General features: G+C 69.5%; 13 protein-coding genes and 1 tRNA gene. 8 read left to right on the forward strand and 6 right to left on the reverse strand.

The annotated features are described in order from the left end of the window. Positions 1–122: 122 nt before the first annotated feature. Both ACIQM0_RS36005 and ACIQM0_RS36010 read left to right on the forward strand, forming a co-directional pair. A complete protein-coding gene (locus tag ACIQM0_RS36005; RefSeq protein ID WP_385041062.1) occupies positions 123–656 on the forward strand; it encodes an ArsR/SmtB family transcription factor in 534 nt (177 codons plus the stop codon). 160 nt (positions 657–816) lie between these two features. Then, positions 817–1761 (forward strand): M23 family metallopeptidase, encoded by a 945-nt coding sequence (locus ACIQM0_RS36010; RefSeq protein WP_401294877.1) that lies wholly within the window; start codon positions 817–819, stop codon positions 1759–1761. Here the strand turns inward: ACIQM0_RS36010 and ACIQM0_RS36015 are convergent. After that, positions 1749–2174 carry a hypothetical protein gene (locus ACIQM0_RS36015; protein ID WP_401294879.1) on the reverse strand — a complete coding sequence of 142 codons (426 nt, stop codon included), beginning with the start codon at positions 2172–2174 and terminating at the stop codon, positions 1749–1751. The genes ACIQM0_RS36010 and ACIQM0_RS36015 overlap by 13 nt on opposite strands. 69 nt (positions 2175–2243) lie before the next feature. On the opposite strand from ACIQM0_RS36015, the gene ACIQM0_RS36020 reads away from it, so the two are divergent. From ACIQM0_RS36020 to purM, 4 genes are all read left to right on the forward strand, one after another. Next, complete coding sequence (locus ACIQM0_RS36020) at positions 2244–2912, forward strand: TetR/AcrR family transcriptional regulator (protein ID WP_401294881.1); 669 nt, start codon at positions 2244–2246, stop codon at positions 2910–2912. A 10-nt stretch (positions 2913–2922) separates the two neighbouring features. Beyond that, positions 2923–3723: a sterol carrier family protein gene (locus ACIQM0_RS36025; protein WP_401294883.1), complete on the forward strand. Its 801-nt coding sequence runs from the start codon at positions 2923–2925 to the stop codon at positions 3721–3723. Positions 3724–4269: 546 nt separating this feature from the next. Then, positions 4270–5796 (forward strand): amidophosphoribosyltransferase, encoded by a 1527-nt coding sequence (purF, locus tag ACIQM0_RS36030; protein ID WP_363023106.1) that lies wholly within the window; start codon positions 4270–4272, stop codon positions 5794–5796. Between the two features lie 60 nt (positions 5797–5856). Then, positions 5857–6930, forward strand: a complete 1074-nt coding sequence (gene purM / locus ACIQM0_RS36035; RefSeq protein ID WP_401294885.1) for a phosphoribosylformylglycinamidine cyclo-ligase — start codon at positions 5857–5859, stop codon at positions 6928–6930. Between the two features lie 143 nt (positions 6931–7073). Here the strand turns inward: purM and ACIQM0_RS36040 are convergent, their stop codons facing one another. Continuing rightward, positions 7074–7331 (reverse strand): DUF3073 domain-containing protein, encoded by a 258-nt coding sequence (locus tag ACIQM0_RS36040; RefSeq protein WP_145764667.1) that lies wholly within the window; start codon positions 7329–7331, stop codon positions 7074–7076. 314 nt (positions 7332–7645) lie between these two features. Then, a complete protein-coding gene (locus ACIQM0_RS36045; RefSeq protein ID WP_401294887.1) occupies positions 7646–8737 on the reverse strand; it encodes a Leu/Phe/Val dehydrogenase in 1092 nt (363 codons plus the stop codon). A gap of 182 nt (positions 8738–8919) precedes the next feature. On the opposite strand from ACIQM0_RS36045, the gene ACIQM0_RS36050 reads away from it, so the two are divergent. Then, on the forward strand, positions 8920–9765 hold the full coding sequence (locus ACIQM0_RS36050) for a hypothetical protein (protein WP_363023110.1): 846 nt from the start codon (positions 8920–8922) through the stop codon (positions 9763–9765). A gap of 512 nt (positions 9766–10277) precedes the next feature. Then, positions 10278–10484, forward strand: a complete 207-nt coding sequence (gene bldC, locus ACIQM0_RS36055) for a developmental transcriptional regulator BldC (protein ID WP_003949541.1) — start codon at positions 10278–10280, stop codon at positions 10482–10484. A gap of 515 nt (positions 10485–10999) precedes the next feature. On the opposite strand, the gene ACIQM0_RS36060 is transcribed toward bldC, so the two are convergent. From ACIQM0_RS36060 to hrpA, 3 genes are all read right to left on the reverse strand, one after another. After that, positions 11000–11512: a DUF6274 family protein gene (locus ACIQM0_RS36060; protein WP_401294889.1), complete on the reverse strand. Its 513-nt coding sequence runs from the start codon at positions 11510–11512 to the stop codon at positions 11000–11002. A 140-nt stretch (positions 11513–11652) separates the two neighbouring features. After that, a tRNA-Asp gene (locus ACIQM0_RS36065) sits at positions 11653–11727 on the reverse strand. A gap of 114 nt (positions 11728–11841) precedes the next feature. Next, positions 11842–15762 carry an ATP-dependent RNA helicase HrpA gene (gene hrpA / locus ACIQM0_RS36070; protein WP_401294891.1) on the reverse strand — a complete coding sequence of 1307 codons (3921 nt, stop codon included), beginning with the start codon at positions 15760–15762 and terminating at the stop codon, positions 11842–11844. Between the last annotated feature and the right edge of the window lie 6 nt (positions 15763–15768).

The raw sequence follows: 15768 nt of genomic DNA on the forward strand, positions 1-15768 counted from the left end.
CCCCACCCGGTCGTTTCCGTCCGGGTGGGGGCCTTTCGGCTTTCCGCCATCCGCTTTCCACGTGCTGGTTACCGTGCACGTCCCCTCTTGCGCCAGATTACGTAATTACGTAATCTGGCTGAATGGAACTGGAAGAGCGCGTCTCGGAGCTGGAGCGGCGGCTCGAGGCGCTCGTGGGTGACCGCCCGGACGCCCCGCGTCCGACGGGGGCCGATTTCTGGGCCCTGGAAGGGCTGAAGCAACAGCTCTCCGAGGCCGGGACCGCGGATGGCGGTGTGCTGTACACAGGCGCGGTACGACTGCCGACGGGCGAGCGGTACGAGTGGCAGTACAGCGCGCTCACGGAACAGCTGCTGGAGGACGGGGAGGCGGCTGACCCCGGGGAACCGGGCGCCGACTGGTCGGATGCCGCGGAGTCGTTCGCCGCGCTCGGGCATCCGGTGCGGCTGCGGCTGCTGCGGGAGATCCTCGGCGGCCGGCGCACGGCCGCGGAGCTCGCCGCGCTCGACGAGACCGGTACGACGGGCCAGATCTACCACCATCTGCGTCAACTGACCGGTGCTGGCTGGCTGCACACGGCGGGGCGGGGACGGTACGAGGTCCCCGGCGCCAGGGTGGTGCCGCTGCTGGTGGTCCTCACGGCGGCCAGATCCTGAGGAACGCGTACGAGGAAGACGGGCAATTCGAGGAACGCGCACGACGAAGCAGGCAATTCGAGGAACGCGCACGACGAAGCAGGTAATTCGGGGAACGCGCACGACGAAGCGGGTAATTCGGGGAACGCACACGACGCAACAGACGATCCAGGGGGAAGTCATGTCCGTCCGTAAAGCTGTCATGGTGCTGTACCGGGTCTGCTGGATCGCCTTCTTCGTGATGGTGGTCATCAGCCTCTTCCCCCGGCCGCCGTTCCCGTACTGGCTGACCTGGGTGCCGGCGGCCGCCGCGGTCGCCCTCGGTCTGACGACGGGCCGCAGGGGCCGGGCAGCGGTGGCGGACCCACGGCCCGCGGTGGAGATCGAGCCGCCGGTGACGGGGCGCTGGACGGCGCTGAACAGCCCGGCGGACCGGGTGCCCAGCCACGGGGTGCACGCCTACGGGCAGACGTACGCGATCGACATCGTGGCCGAGCCGGAGCCGGAGCCGGAGCCGGAGACTGGGTTGGGGCCGGAGATGGGGCCCGGGACGGATCGTGGGCCCGGGGCCGCCCCAGAAGGGCGCACCGCCCTGTCCCGCCCGAAGTTCCGCGTGCTGTGGCCCGTCGCCCGGCGCAACCACCACTTCCCGGCCTTCGGGGCTCCGCTCCTCGCGGCGGCGGACGGCACGGTGGTGCACGCCTCGCACGGCCGCCGCGACCACCTCAGCCGCAACTCAGGCCCCGCGCTCGCCTACTTGATGCTGATAGAGGCATCCGTGCGGGACGTGCGCGGCGCGGGAGCCATCGTCGGGAACCACATCGTGCTGGACCTGGGCGACGGTACGTACGCCATGTACGCCCATCTGCGGCACGGCTCGATCCGGGTCAGGGCGGGGGAGAAGGTCCGGGCCGGGCAGCCTCTCGCCGAGTGCGGAAACTCCGGTAATTCCACCGAACCACATGTGCATTTCCAGCTGATGGACGATCCGGATCTGGATGTGGCGGTCGGAATTCCGTTCACCTGGCGGGGGATAGGTGTTCCGGCGAACGAGGAGGCATTCACGGCAGGGGCGGCTGTTCACGGAAGTCCGGCCGGGGAGCCGGGAGGGGCTCAGACCTCCTGAGTCCGGACGGCCCCGGGAAGCCGCGTGGCCAGGAATACGGCGAGGATCATCACGCCGGTGGCGCAGTAGAACACCACGTTGGTCGAAGAGGCGGAGGCATGCAGCGCCTGCTGGCGGGCGGCTCCCGTCAGCTCACCGATTCCACCGGCCGACCCGCCCGGCCCGCGGGCCGCGTACACCCGGCTCAGCACGGTGCCGAAGACGGACGCGCCCAGGGCGCTGCCGAGGGCCTGGAAGACTGCGAGCCGATGGACTGCGAACTGCTGGACTGCGAATCGGTGGGTCGCGTGGCCGTAATGGCCGTCGTCCCGGTGTCGCTCCCGGTCCCGGTCCCGGTCTCTGTCCCGGGCTTCGTTTCGGGCATGGCGGGGCTCCCCTCCGGAGCGGCATGGCGCCGCTGTGGTGGCCACCACTCTCCCGATCAAAATATACCCAGTCAAGTTGTCGCCCAAGATTAAGTTTCATCCTGGTACAGTGATGTCATGACCGAGGGGCTGAGCCTGCGTGAGCGCAAGAAGATCCAGACGCGGCGCCGTCTGCTGGCCGAGGCCGCGAAGCTCTTCACGGAGCGTGGCTTCGACCAGGTCTCGGTCGCGGAGATCGCAGAAGCGGCCGACGTGTCGAAGATGACGGTCTTCAACTACTTCGACAGCAAAGAGGACCTGGTCTTCGCGCCGATGGAGGAGCACATCGGCGATGTCGCTCAGGTGGTGCGGAACCGGGAGCCCGGTGAGTCCGCGGTGGCCGGCGTGCGCCGCCACTTCCTGACGTCCATCGAGAACCGGGACGCCTCGGTGGGGATGAGCGCTTCGCCGGTGGCGCTCGGACTCCTTCGGCTGATCCAGCAGACGCCCGCGCTGCTGACCAGGGCCCACGCCTTCTTCGTGCTCTCCTTCGACCAGCTGACCGACGTCCTGGTCGAGGAGGGCGAGGAGCCGGCCATCGCGCGCATCGTGGCCGCCCAGCTCATCGGCACCCGCAACGCCCTGATCACGGAGAACCACCGGCGGCTGCTCGCCGGGGAGCCGGTCGAGGAGATCGCCGCGGACGCGGTGGTGATCGCCGGGCGCGGGTTCGACCTGCTCGAAAAGGGGCTGGGCGACTACGCGACCCGCGGCCGGCCCCCGCAGGGGCCAGGGGCGAAGCCGTAGGCTCCTCGTCATGCCGCCGTCCCAGAAGCGCGCCCGCCGCTACGACCCGGTCCGGACCCGCACCGCGGTCCTGGCGCAGTTCGCCCTTGTCCGTAAGGCCGTTGGCGCCCTCACGGCCCAGCAGCTGGACGGGCCGAGCGGCCTCGCCGGCTGGACGGTGCGCGAGCTGGCCGTCCACCTGACCATGGCGCTCTCGCACGTCAGCCGGAATCTGGAGCAACCCGAGTTGGCCGTCGCCAAGCCCGATGTCACGCTCCTGGAGTGGCCGTTCTCGACCGCCGCGCGGGCCGGACGGATCGCGGACGACACCGCGGCGCTCGCCGCCGGTCACCCGGATGTGAACGCGCTCTACGGTGAGGTCGCCGACCGCTTCGAGTCGCTCGTGGCCGGCGCGTCCGAGGATCGGCTGCTGCCCACGCGGGTCGGAGCGATGCGCCTCGGCGACTTCCTGGTCACCCGGACCGTGGAGCTCGTCGTCCACACGTACGACCTCAACGAGGCGGCCGGGCTCGACATCCCGTACGACCGTCAGGCGCTCGCCGCCTGTACCCGGTTGCTCGCCGACGCGCTGGCGGAGAAGGCGCCGGGTGGTTCGGTCGAGGTGAGGGTCCCGCCGTTCGCCGTCGTCCAGTGCGTCCAGGGCCCGAAGCACACCCGGGGCACCCCGCCCAATGTCGTCGAGACCGATCCGGTCACCTGGTTCCGACTGGCCACCGGGCGGACGGAGTGGGCTCAGGCACTCGACGCGGCGAAGGTCAGCGCCAGCGGCGAGCGTGCGGACCTCGCCGCGCTGCTGCCCCTGATGAGCTAGCCCCCGAACCCCTGCGCCGACCGGCGGCAAAGACGCGCGACCGACCGGCCGACGCCAACGGCCAACGGTCGAGACCGACCGACCGGTCTGCGACACCCCAGCCCCCGAGCCCCGCCCCAAGCCCTGCGCCCGCCCCCAAGCCCCGCCCTCGCCCCAAAGTCGCGCCTCCCCAGCAGCCCCTCGCCCCACCTCACCCCCGCATCACCCCGCCTCCCAGATACCGCATACCGGTCCGCCCGGTGTGAGGCTCACCACGAAACGAGCGTTCGGCCACCCCGTCCCGCGAGCCCGGGGGCCGGCTCACGGAGTGCCACGAACCGGTCCGGCGGGTCCTCGGGGTCCTGGCCTGATCCAGTCGGTAATCCGCCGGTGATCCGGGCGACAACTGCCCTGCGGCCCTCGCGGCGGGCCGCCCGCCCCCGCGCGATGATCACTCCGGGTGATCGCCCCTGTGGCGTCCGGAGGCGGCGGCGGTGGCGCTTGTCCCGTGCTCCGGCCGGGTGTCCCCATTCGGACCAGTGGTCGATCTCGCCTACACTCGGTGGCGTGCCTCGTGGTGATGGACGACTCAACCACGACCTGCTCCCCGGAGAGAAAGGCCCCCAGGACGCTTGCGGCGTCTTCGGTGTCTGGGCTCCGGGCGAAGAGGTCGCCAAGCTCACCTATTTCGGACTGTATGCCCTGCAGCACCGTGGACAGGAGTCCGCGGGCATCGCAGTGAGCAACGGGTCCCAGATCCTGGTCTTCAAGGACATGGGACTGGTCTCGCAGGTCTTCGACGAAACTTCTCTGGGATCACTCCAGGGCCATATCGCGGTCGGTCATGCCCGCTACTCCACCACCGGTGCCTCGGTGTGGGAGAACGCGCAGCCGACGTTCCGTGCGACCGCGCACGGCTCGATCGCCCTGGGCCACAACGGCAACCTGGTCAATACGGCCCAGCTCGCCGAGATGGTCGCCGACCTCCCCCGCAAGGACGGTCGCGCCACCCAGGTCGCAGCGACCAACGACACCGATCTGGTGACCGCGCTGCTCGCCGGCCAGACCGATGACGAGGGCAAGCCGCTCACCATCGAGGAAGCCGCCACCAAGGTGCTCCCCGAGGCGAAGGGGGCCTTCTCCCTCGTCTTCATGGATGAGCACACCCTCTACGCCGCCCGTGACCCGCAGGGCATCCGCCCGCTGGTGCTGGGCCGGCTGGAGCGCGGCTGGGTGGTGGCCTCCGAGTCCGCCGCCCTCGACATCTGCGGCGCCAGTTTCGTCCGGGAGATCGAGCCCGGCGAGCTCGTCGCCATCGACGAGAACGGTCTGCGCACCTCCCGGTTCGCGGAAGCGAAGCCCAAGGGCTGTGTCTTCGAGTACGTCTATCTGGCCCGCCCCGACACCGATATCGCCGGGCGGAACGTCTACCTCTCCCGGGTGGAGATGGGCCGCAGGCTGGCCGCGGAGGCTCCCGCCGAGGCCGATCTGGTCATAGCGACTCCGGAATCCGGCACTCCCGCCGCCATCGGCTACGCGGAGGCCAGCGGAATCCCGTTCGGTGCCGGACTGGTCAAGAACGCCTACGTCGGCCGGACCTTCATCCAGCCGTCCCAGACCATCCGGCAGCTGGGCATCCGGCTCAAGCTGAACCCGCTCAAGGAAGTCATCAAGGGCAAGCGCCTGGTGGTCGTCGACGACTCGATCGTCCGCGGCAACACCCAGCGCGCACTGGTCCGGATGCTCCGCGAGGCGGGCGCCGCCGAGATCCACATCCGGATCTCGTCCCCGCCGGTGAAGTGGCCCTGCTTCTTCGGCATCGACTTCGCGACCCGCGCCGAGCTGATCGCCAACGGCATGTCCGTCGACGAGATCGCCACGTCGATGGGGGCCGACTCGCTCTCGTACATCTCGATCGACTCGATGATCGAGGCGACGACGATCGACAAGCCGAACCTCTGCCGCGCCTGCTTCGACGGCGAGTACCCGATGGAGCTTCCGGACCCGGAGCTGCTCGGCAAGCAGCTGCTGGAGACCGAGCTGGCGGCAGGCCCTGCGGCGACCGCCGCGGCCGACGCGCTGCGCCGTCCGTGACCCGGACCGTCCGGCAGCCTTTCCACCAGCCCCGTATCTCCACACGAAAGATCCCAGGCAATGTCTGAGACAACAGGTGCTTCCTACGCGGCAGCGGGCGTCGACATCGAGGCCGGCGACCGTGCCGTCGAGCTGATGAAGGAGTGGGTGAAGAAGACGCAGCGCCCCGAGGTCGCGGGCCTCGGCGGCCTCGGCGGCTTCGCCGGACTCTTCGACGCCTCGGCCCTCAAGCGCTACGAGCGTCCGCTGCTCGCCTCCGCCACCGACGGCGTCGGCACCAAGGTCGACCTCGCCCGCCAGATGGGCGTGTACGACACGATCGGCCACGACCTCGTCGGCATGGTCGTGGACGACCTGGTCGTCTGCGGCGCCGAACCCCTCTTCATGACCGACTACATCTGTGTCGGCAAGGTGCACCCCGAGCGTGTCGCGGCCATCGTGAAGGGCATCGCCGAAGGCTGTGTGCTGGCGGGCTGCGCCCTGGTCGGCGGCGAGACCGCCGAACACCCCGGCCTGCTCGGCCCGGACGACTTCGATGTCGCCGGCGCCGGTACCGGTGTGGTGGAGGCCGACCGTCTGCTGGGCCCCGACCGCATCCGCAAGGGGGACGCGGTCATCGCGATGGCGTCGTCCGGGCTTCACTCGAACGGGTACTCGCTCGTGCGCCACGTCGTCTTCGACCGGGCCGGCTGGACGCTGGACCGCGAGGTCGAGGAGTTCGGCCGGACGCTCGGCGAGGAGCTCCTCGAGCCCACCAGGATCTACTCCCTGGACTGCCTGGCACTGACCCGTACGACCGAGGTGCACGGCTTCAGCCACGTCACCGGCGGCGGTCTGGCGAACAACCTGGCCCGGGTCGTCCCGGCCGGACTGCACGCGACGGTGGACCGCTCCACCTGGACGCCCGGCGCGGTCTTCGATCTGGTGGGCAAGGCCGGTCAGGTCGAGCAGCTGGAGCTGGAGAAGACGCTCAACATGGGCGTCGGCATGATCGCGATCGTCCCGGCGGAGTCGGCCGACGCGGCCCTGACGACGCTGGCGGACCGCGGTGTCGACTCCTGGATCGCCGGCGAGATCACCGACCGCGGTGCGCACACGACGGGCGCGGAGCTCGTGGGCGGGTACGCGCGCTGAGCGCGGCACGGAATACGGCTCCGGGACGCCGGGCGGGTCGCCATGATCCGCCCGGTGGACCGGGACGGCGCGCTCTTCGGACCGGGACAGCACAGAACCCGGTCCGGGGCAGGCCCGGACCGGGTTGATGTGTCAGCGCGAGGTCAAGCGCCGCGGCGCTGTGACGACGGACCGGACTGGCCGTCCTCGTCCTCGTCATCGTCGTCGTTGTACAGATCCGCGTACTGTGCGTACGGGTCATCTTCCTCGTCGTCGTCCTCGAACGGCTCTGCGTTCGGTGGCTGACTCGAAGGCGATGCGCCCAGCTCATTGGCCAGACGTGACAGGTCCGTCCCGCCGCTGCTGTACTTCAGCTGGCGGGCGACCTTCGTCTGCTTGGCCTTTGCCCGGCCGCGCCCCATGGCTCGACCCCCTCGGTGACGGGGCTCGACGGCCCCAGAGTCTTGACACGCGTTCATGTTTCAGGACGGACTCTCGGCAGAGAGACCGTGCCTGTAGAGCTTTAACGGTACCTGCTTCCGCGGCCCTACGGTACGCCGCCCGCATCACACGCCCCGGAAGAGGACCCGCGAGGAGCCCCGTCCTCGCTGGTCAACTGCGATTTTAACCTCTTCTGGGCATGCGACCCGCCGTCCGGGGTGAGGCATGTCTCCCCGATCGGCGGGTACAGCGAGCCCTGCGCGGGGAATGACGCCCCGTAGGGCCCCCGCCGCGGTCAGCGACGGCGTGCGTCGGCCATCCGCTGCTCGGCGATCCGGTCGGCCGCGGCGGCCGGCGGGATGCCATCACTCTTCGCACGTGCGAATATGGCCAGCGTCGTGTCGAAGATCCGTGCCGCCTTGGCCCGGCAGCGGTCGAAGTCGAAGCCGTGCAGCTCGTCGGCGACCTGGATGACGCCGCCGGCGTTCACCACGTAATCGGGTGCGTAGAGGATCGAGCGGTCCGCGAGATCCTTCTCCACGCCCGGGTGTGCGAGCTGGTTGTTGGCCGCGCCGCACACCACGGAAGCGGTGAGCACCGGAACGGTGTCGTCGTTCAGCGCGCCACCGAGCGCGCACGGGGCGTAGATGTCCAGGCCCTCGGTGCGGATCAGCGTTCCGGTGTCCGCCGCCACGGCGACCTCGGGGTGCTTCTCGGTGATCCGGCGCACGGACTCGTCCCGCACATCGGTGATCGTGACCAGGGCGCCGTCCGCCAGCAGGTGCTCGACGAGGTGATGGCCGACCTTGCCGACTCCGGCGACCCCCACTTTTCGGCCACGCAGCGTCGGGTCGCCCCAGAGGTGCTGGGCCGAGGCCCGCATGCCCTGGAAGACGCCGAACGCGGTGAGCACCGACGAGTCGCCGGCGCCGCCGTTCTCGGGGGAACGGCCGGTGGTCCAGCGGCACTCGCGGGCCACGACGTCCATGTCGGCGACGTACGTGCCCACATCGCAGGCCGTCACGTAGCGGCCGCCGAGCGAGGCCACCGACCGGCCGTAGGCCAGCAGCAGTTCGGTCCGCCGGGCGCCCTCGAAGGACTCGGGGTCGCCGATGATGACGGCCTTGCCGCCACCGTGGCCGAGCCCGGCCAGGGCGTTCTTGTACGACATGCCGCGCGCCAGGTTCAGGGCGTCCGCGACGGCCGCCTCCTCGGAGGCGTACGGATAGAAACGGGTACCGCCCAGGGCTGGGCCCAGGGCGGTGGAGTGGATGGCGATGACGGCCTTGAGGCCGCTGGCACGGTCCTGACAGAGCACGACTTGTTCGTGGCCCCCCTGATCCGACTGGAACAGGGTGTGCAGGACGCCGTCGGTCACATCGGTCACTGTGGTGACTCCCCATTACGAAGCGGCGGGAAGGCCCTCCTGAAGGTGGGGAGGGCCCCGGACCGACCGGCACGGGCGGTCCGTGGGCATGAGCTTAAGGCCGCTCGTCCCGTACCGACGGAGATGCGATCAGGTGCCGCGGATCACCCACGACCGGAGTACGGGCGTGACACGATCGCTGCATGTCGGTGGTGTCTTCGGTGCCCGTTCCATACGCGTCCTACCTCAGGGTCTACGAGCCACTGGCGGCCTTCCCGGAGGCCGAACGCGCGCACTGGGCGCGCTATGCGGGCCGTGCCCGGATCCCCACGGCCCAGGACGAACTGCGCCGTTCGCTGGCCGACCTGGTGGCGACCCCGCCGGTCGGTGTCCCGGCGCACGAGAGCGCCGACGCGTTCGTCGCCGAGGTGGACGGTGTGGTGTGCGTCTGCCCGTGGCGGACCCGGCTGCGCGGCTGGCTGGCGCTGGACGGTCTCGCGGACATGTTCCCCGGGCCGGTGCTCGACGCGGTGCTGCCGCCGGTGGTGCGCGGGCAGGCGCTCGCCGACCACGAGCGGTGGTCGGAGCGCAATCCGGACGCCCGGCCCTGGATCAGGACGGCGGTGTGGCAGGTCCCGGTGCGCTGGTTCGTCCTGGTCTCGGACGAGGAGCGCGAGCACCGGCCGGCGGGGGAGGACGGCGAGCCGGCCGTGCTGCGCTACCGGACGCCGATGGTCCAGGCGCGCCGCCGGCTGGCGCGGGCGCTGAAGACGTTGCGCGAGGCGATGGACGAGGGGCCGCTCACCGACGGCCTGGTGGATGTCGGGCGCTGGCTGGAGGAGTTCCATCCGCGCGCCCTGGTCGAGCTGGACTACGGCGGGCTGGTGCACGCCCTGCCGGCGCGGCACCTCGCCGAGGACCGGAGTGCCGCGGACGTGGCGGAGGGCATCGAGGCGCTGCGGTCCGGTGATGCCGAGGGGGCGAGTGCGGCGTACGCCCGTCTTTCGGAGCGCTGGAGGTCCGTAAGGGATCGTCAGTTCGCGAACTGACAAGCGATGAACCTGCGTCCTGTGTGACACGTGAGAGTGAAGAGGCGGAAGCGTACTCCTGATGTGTCAGGACCTACGTCCCGAACCGGGCCTTTGCCTCAAGCGTGATGGATTGCACTTACGGGGCCCTTGCGCCCTTACCTACTCCTCGTGCCAAAATAGGACAAGGAGTCCGGGGAGGGCTCCATTCGTCCAATTATGGGCGGAGTGCTCTGTATTGCGTTCTACGGGGGGTCTGACGACTCCTGATCGCTCTGTGACTGATCGTCACGGTGGTGTGACTGTCCGCTATGGCATGGTCCATCGGCTTCCGTCGCTGATGAACACCTGGGAGGGCAATTCCATCGGTTTGGCCGACGTGGCTGGACGGATGGTGTAGTTGTAGTGCCGAGGACAAGCCGTTCGTCCTATAACCGACTCGGCCCGCGTCCGCCATTTCGGGCAACGTGGGTCAAGGTGCAGAATTTAGAGGAAAGAACCGAGATTGTTCGGTTCTCCCGAGGAGGCCGCTCATGACCGCTCGCACCCCTGATGCCGAGCCGCTGCTGACCCCGGCTGAGGTTGCCACGATGTTCCGCGTGGACCCGAAGACGGTTACCCGTTGGGCCAAGGCAGGCAAGCTCACGTCCATCCGCACGCTCGGTGGACATCGCCGGTACCGCGAGGCAGAGGTCCGCGCACTGCTTGCGGGTATTCCGCAGCAGCGCAGCGAGGCCTGACAAACCCCTGTCGCCGCAGCACAACCGGGCTTTTGGGTCCCCCAACCCAGGTAGCCCACCCATAGCTCCATATGACGGGCGCCCGCCCCAACGGGCGCCGTACCTGTGTCGTACAGGTCACGTCGTCAGATCGCGCTGGACTCCGCCGGGTCCAGCGCGATCTTTTTTGTGCGTGCACGGCCGGCCGCTCACGTGTGCTCCGGTCCGCGGCGCGCTGCCTGTTCAGGCCACTGGAAACCGGACGCCCGGTTGGCTCCCGACGGTTCTCGTGCGGGCTTGCTCGGGTCTGTGCGGGACTGTGTGACCTCGTCCCGGGAAGGCCTGGCGCGGACGGTTCGGGGGCTCCTGGGCGGGTCCCGTCCGAGTGGTGCAATTGCACATATTAAATTCGCCAGTTGTAGGAAGGGTGTAAAGTCACCCCTTCTCAAAACGGATTCAGTGACTCCCGTCACACGGCATGACTCTTGCCAAGCACGAGCCTGCCACTGCATAGGGGCGCGACAGCACGCCATTGGTCACGTGGCGGGAGGACTTTCGTCCCGTGCTTGCCGGGTGGCGGAGCGGCCGTCATGGACCGGTTCCGGGCCTCCCGGCGCCGGTGCGTCGCCGGGAGGCGCTCCGAGGGCCCGCACGGCGGCCCTCCGGGGCCCTGTGGGCGCCCCGGAAGGGTCGGGCGGCTCCTCGGTCGGGTCCGCCACCTGAGAGGCCGTCACGAGGTCCATGGCGAGCCGCAGTAGCCGGGCGCAGACCGCGCAGTGCCGGGTGAGGTGGCGGAAGCCGGTGGCGGCCGCCAGATGGGCGCGCAGCAGGGCGCGGATCTCGTGCCGGGGTGTTCTCCGCCGGGCCCGGGGCAGCGGGCGGGCCGGTTCGGGGGCGCCGCCCCCGTCCGTCCGGAGATCCACGGGCGCCCGCAGTCTCTGCTCCGTCCGGAAACCGGTGTCCGGCCGGAAACCGTCATCGGTCCCGGATTCCCTGTCCGTCCGGACGCCCTCGCCCGTTCGGAATCCCTCGCCCGTGGATGCCGCCATCCGCGCCACCTCCCGGTGGATGCGCGCTGTCCCGCGCCGAGAAAACAGGGACAGCCCCTGTTTTCTGAGTACTCGTCGGCGGACACCGGAGTCAATACGCGCGAAAGCCCGGATCCAGGGGATCCGGGCTTTCGTTACTGCGGTCCTGACGGGATTTGAACCCGCGGCCTCCACCTTGACAGGGTGGCGAGCACTCCAAACTGCTCCACAGGACCAGGTTTTCGCGGCTGCCTCGCGGCTGGCTGCGAAGACAGACTCTACAGGAGGTCAGAGGGTGCGGTCGACCTCACTTCCGGTGGCCGGCCGGTTACCCGGCCACCGGCGGACGGTTACGGGGCGGCGGCGTCGATCGCCTTCACGATCCGCTTGTCGGAAACGGGGAACGCGGTGCCCAGCGCGTGCGCGAAGTAGCTGACGCGCAGTTCCTCGATCATCCAGCGGATGTCCAGGACCTCCTGCGGAACGGGCCTGCCCTGCGGCAGCTGTTCGAGCAGCCAGGCGTACTCGTCCTGCATCTCGTGGACCTTCTCCATGCGCGAGGTGTCGCGCTGGACGTTGGTCGGCATCTGCTGGAGCCGGCGGTCCTCCGCGACCAGGTAGCGCATCAGGTCGGGCAGCCTGCGCAGCCCGGTCGCGGTGACGAACCCGGGCGGGACGAGACGGGCGAGGTGCTCCCGTACGTCGGTGACGTTGTTGATCAGGACCAGGCTGTTGGTGGCCTTCAGCCGGCGTTCGCACGCCTGCCAGGCCGCCAGGATCTGCTGGACCTGGCCGATCGTGCGGACGGTGAGGTCCACCAGATCGGCGCGCACCTTGTCGTACAGCTTCCGGAACGACGCCTCGTCCCAGGCGGGCCCGCCGTGCGCGGCGATCAGCCGGTCGGCGGCGGCGGTCGCGCAGTCGTCGAAGAGCGCCTGGATGGAGCCGTGCGGGTTGCGGGACAGGGCCAGCTTCTGCTGGTTCGTCAGCTTGTCCGAGGCGAACTTCGCCGGGTTCACCGGGATGTTCAGCAGGATCAGCTTCCGGGTGCCGCGCCACATCGCCTGCTGCTGCTCGGCCTCGGTGTCGAAGAGCCGTACGGCGACCGTCTCGCCCTGGTCGACGAGGGCCGGGTAGGCCTTCACCGGCTGGCCGGCCCGCCGGGTCTCGAAGATCCGGTCCAGGGTGCCGATCGTCCAGTCCGTGAGGCCCGAACGCTCGATGGACTCGCCCGTGGGGCCCGCGGTCGCCGCGGCGGCCTTGGAGAGCGCCTGCCGGGCCTTGGGGCGCAGCTGGATCTTCAGCGCCTCCAGGTCCTTGTCCTCCGCGACCTTGCGGCGCCGCTCGTCGACGATCCGGAAGGTGATCTTCAGGTGGTCCGGGACACGGCTCAGGTCGAAGTCGTCCGCGGTGACCGGGACGCCGACCATCCGCTGGAGCTCGCGGGCGAGCGTGACCGGCAGCGGCTCCTGGAGGGGCACGGCCCGGTCGAGGAACTTGTCCGCGTAGTCCGGGGCGGGGACGTAGTGCCGGCGGATCGGCTTGGGCAGGGAGCGGATCAGCTCGGTGACCACTTCCTCGCGCAGGCCCGGGATCTGCCAGTCGAAGCCCTCCGACGTGACCTGGTTGAGCACCTGGAGCGGGATGTGGACGGTCACGCCGTCGGCGTCCGCGCCGGGCTCGAACTGGTACGTCACCCGGAACTTGAGCTTCCCCTGCCGCCAGGAGTCCGGGTAGTCGTCCTTGGTGACGTCCCCGGCCTTCTCGTTGATGAGCATCGAGCGCTCGAAGTCCAGCGCGTCCGGCTCGTCCCGGCGCTTCTGCTTCCACCAGGAGTCGAAGTGCGCACCCGAGACGATGTGCTCCGGGAGCCGCTGGTCGTAGAAGTCGAAGAGCGTCTCGTCGTCCACGAGGATGTCGCGGCGCCGGGCACGGTGCTCCAGCTCCTCGACCTCGCCCAGGAGCTTGCGGTTGTCGTGGAAGAACTGGTGGTGCGTGCGCCAGTCGCCCTCGACCAGGGCGTTGCGGATGAAGAGGTCCCGCGAGATCTCCTGGTCGATACGGCCGAAATTAACCTTGCGCTGGGCGACGATCGGTACGCCGTACAGCGTGACCCGCTCGAACGCCATCACCGCCGCCTGGTCCTTCTCCCAGTGCGGCTCGCTGTAGGTGCGCTTCAGCAGGTGCTGGGCCAGCGGCTCGATCCACTCCGGCTCGACGCGGGCGTTGACCCGCGCCCACAGCCGGGACGTCTCCACCAGCTCGGCCGACATCACGAACCGGGGCTGCTTCTTGAAGAGCGCCGACCCCGGGAAGATCGCGAACTTGGCGTTGCGGGCACCGACGTACTCGTTCTTCTCGGTGTCCTTCAGCCCGATGTGCGACAGCAGACCGGCCAGCAGCGAGGTGTGCACCGACTGCTCCGGAGCATCCTCGTCATTGAGCTCGATGCCCATCTGCTTGGCGACCGTGCGCAGCTGCGCGTAGATGTCCTGCCATTCGCGGATGCGCAGGAAGTTCAGGTACTCCTGTTTGCACATCCGGCGGAAGCTGGAGGAGCCGCGCTCCTTCTGCTGCTCGCGGACGTAGCGCCACAGGTTCAGGAACGCCAGGAAGTCGGACGTCTCGTCCTTGAACCGGGCGTGCTGCTGATCGGCCTGCGTCTGCTTCTCGGACGGGCGCTCGCGCGGGTCCTGGATGGAGAGCGCGGCGGCGATGACCATGACCTCGCGGACGCAGCCGTTGCGGTCGGCCTCGATGACCATCCGGGCCAGGCGCGGGTCCACCGGCAGCTGGGAGAGCTGGCGGCCCAGCGGGGTGAGCCGCTTCTTGGGATCCTTCTCCTCCGGATCCAGCGCCCCCAGCTCCTGGAGGAGCTGCACACCGTCGCGGATGTTGCGGTGGTCCGGCGGATCGATGAAGGGGAACTTCTCGATGTCGCCCAGACCGGCCGCGGTCATCTGGAGGATGACGGAGGCCAGGTTCGTCCGCAGGATCTCCGGGTCCGTGAACTCCGGACGGGTCAGGAAGTCGTCCTCGGAGTACAGCCGGATGCAGATGCCGTCCGACGTACGGCCGCAGCGGCCCTTGCGCTGGTTGGCGCTGGCCTGCGAGATCCGCTCGATCGGCAGCCGCTGGACCTTGGTGCGGTGGCTGTAGCGGGAGATACGGGCGTTGCCCGGGTCGATCACGTACTTGATGCCGGGGACGGTCAGCGAGGTCTCGGCGACATTGGTCGCCAGCACGATCCTGCGACCGGTGTGGCGCTGGAACACCCGGTGCTGCTCGGCGTGCGACAGACGTGCGTAGAGGGGGAGCACCTCGGTGTGTCTGAGGTTGCGTTTGCCCAGCGCGTCCGCGGTGTCGCGGATCTCCCGCTCCCCGGAGAGGAAGACCAGGACGTCGCCGGGCCCCTCCGACTGGAGCTCGTCGACGGCGTCGCAGATCGCGGTGATCTGGTCGCGGTCGGAGTCGTCGCCCTCCTCCTCGAGGAGCGGGCGGTACCGCACCTCCACCGGGTACGTACGGCCGCTGACCTCGACGACCGGGGCCTCGCCGAAGTGGCGCGCGAAACGCTGGGGGTCGATCGTCGCCGAGGTGATGACGACCTTCAGATCCGGGCGCTTGGGCAGCAGCCGGGCCAGATAGCCGAGCAGGAAGTCGATGTTCAGCGACCGCTCGTGGGCCTCGTCGATGATGATCGTGTCGTACGCGAGCAGCTCGCGGTCCGTCTGGATCTCGGCGAGCAGGATGCCGTCCGTCATGAGCTTGACGAAGGTCGCGTCCTGATTCACCTGGTCGGTGAAGCGGACCTTCCAGCCCACCGCCTCGCCCAGCGGCGTCTTCAGCTCCTCGGCGATCCGCTCGGCCACTGTGCGCGCCGCGATCCGGCGGGGCTGGGTGTGCCCGATCATGCCCCGGACGCCACGCCCCAGCTCCATGCAGATCTTGGGGATCTGGGTGGTCTTGCCGGAACCGGTCTCACCGGCGACGATCACGACCTGGTGGTCACGTATCGCCTCCAGGATCTCGTCCTTCTTCTGGCTGACCGGAAGCTGTTCGGGGTACGTGAGGGCAGGCAGCCGCCCGGCCCGCAGTGCGAGCCGCCCCGCCGCCTTCGTGGCCTGGGCGGCGATCTCGTCCAGCACACCTTGCTGGGCCTCGGGCTGACGAATGCGGCGCGCGCCTTCGAGGCGGCGGCCGAGCCGGTGGGCGTCGCGCAGCGAGAGCTGCCCGAGCTGGGACTGGAGATCGGCGAAGGAAGTAGACATACGGGT

This window comes from Streptomyces sp. NPDC091387, assembly GCF_044756945.1.
In the GTDB taxonomy this organism is placed as follows: Bacteria; Actinomycetota; Actinomycetes; order Streptomycetales; family Streptomycetaceae; genus Streptomyces.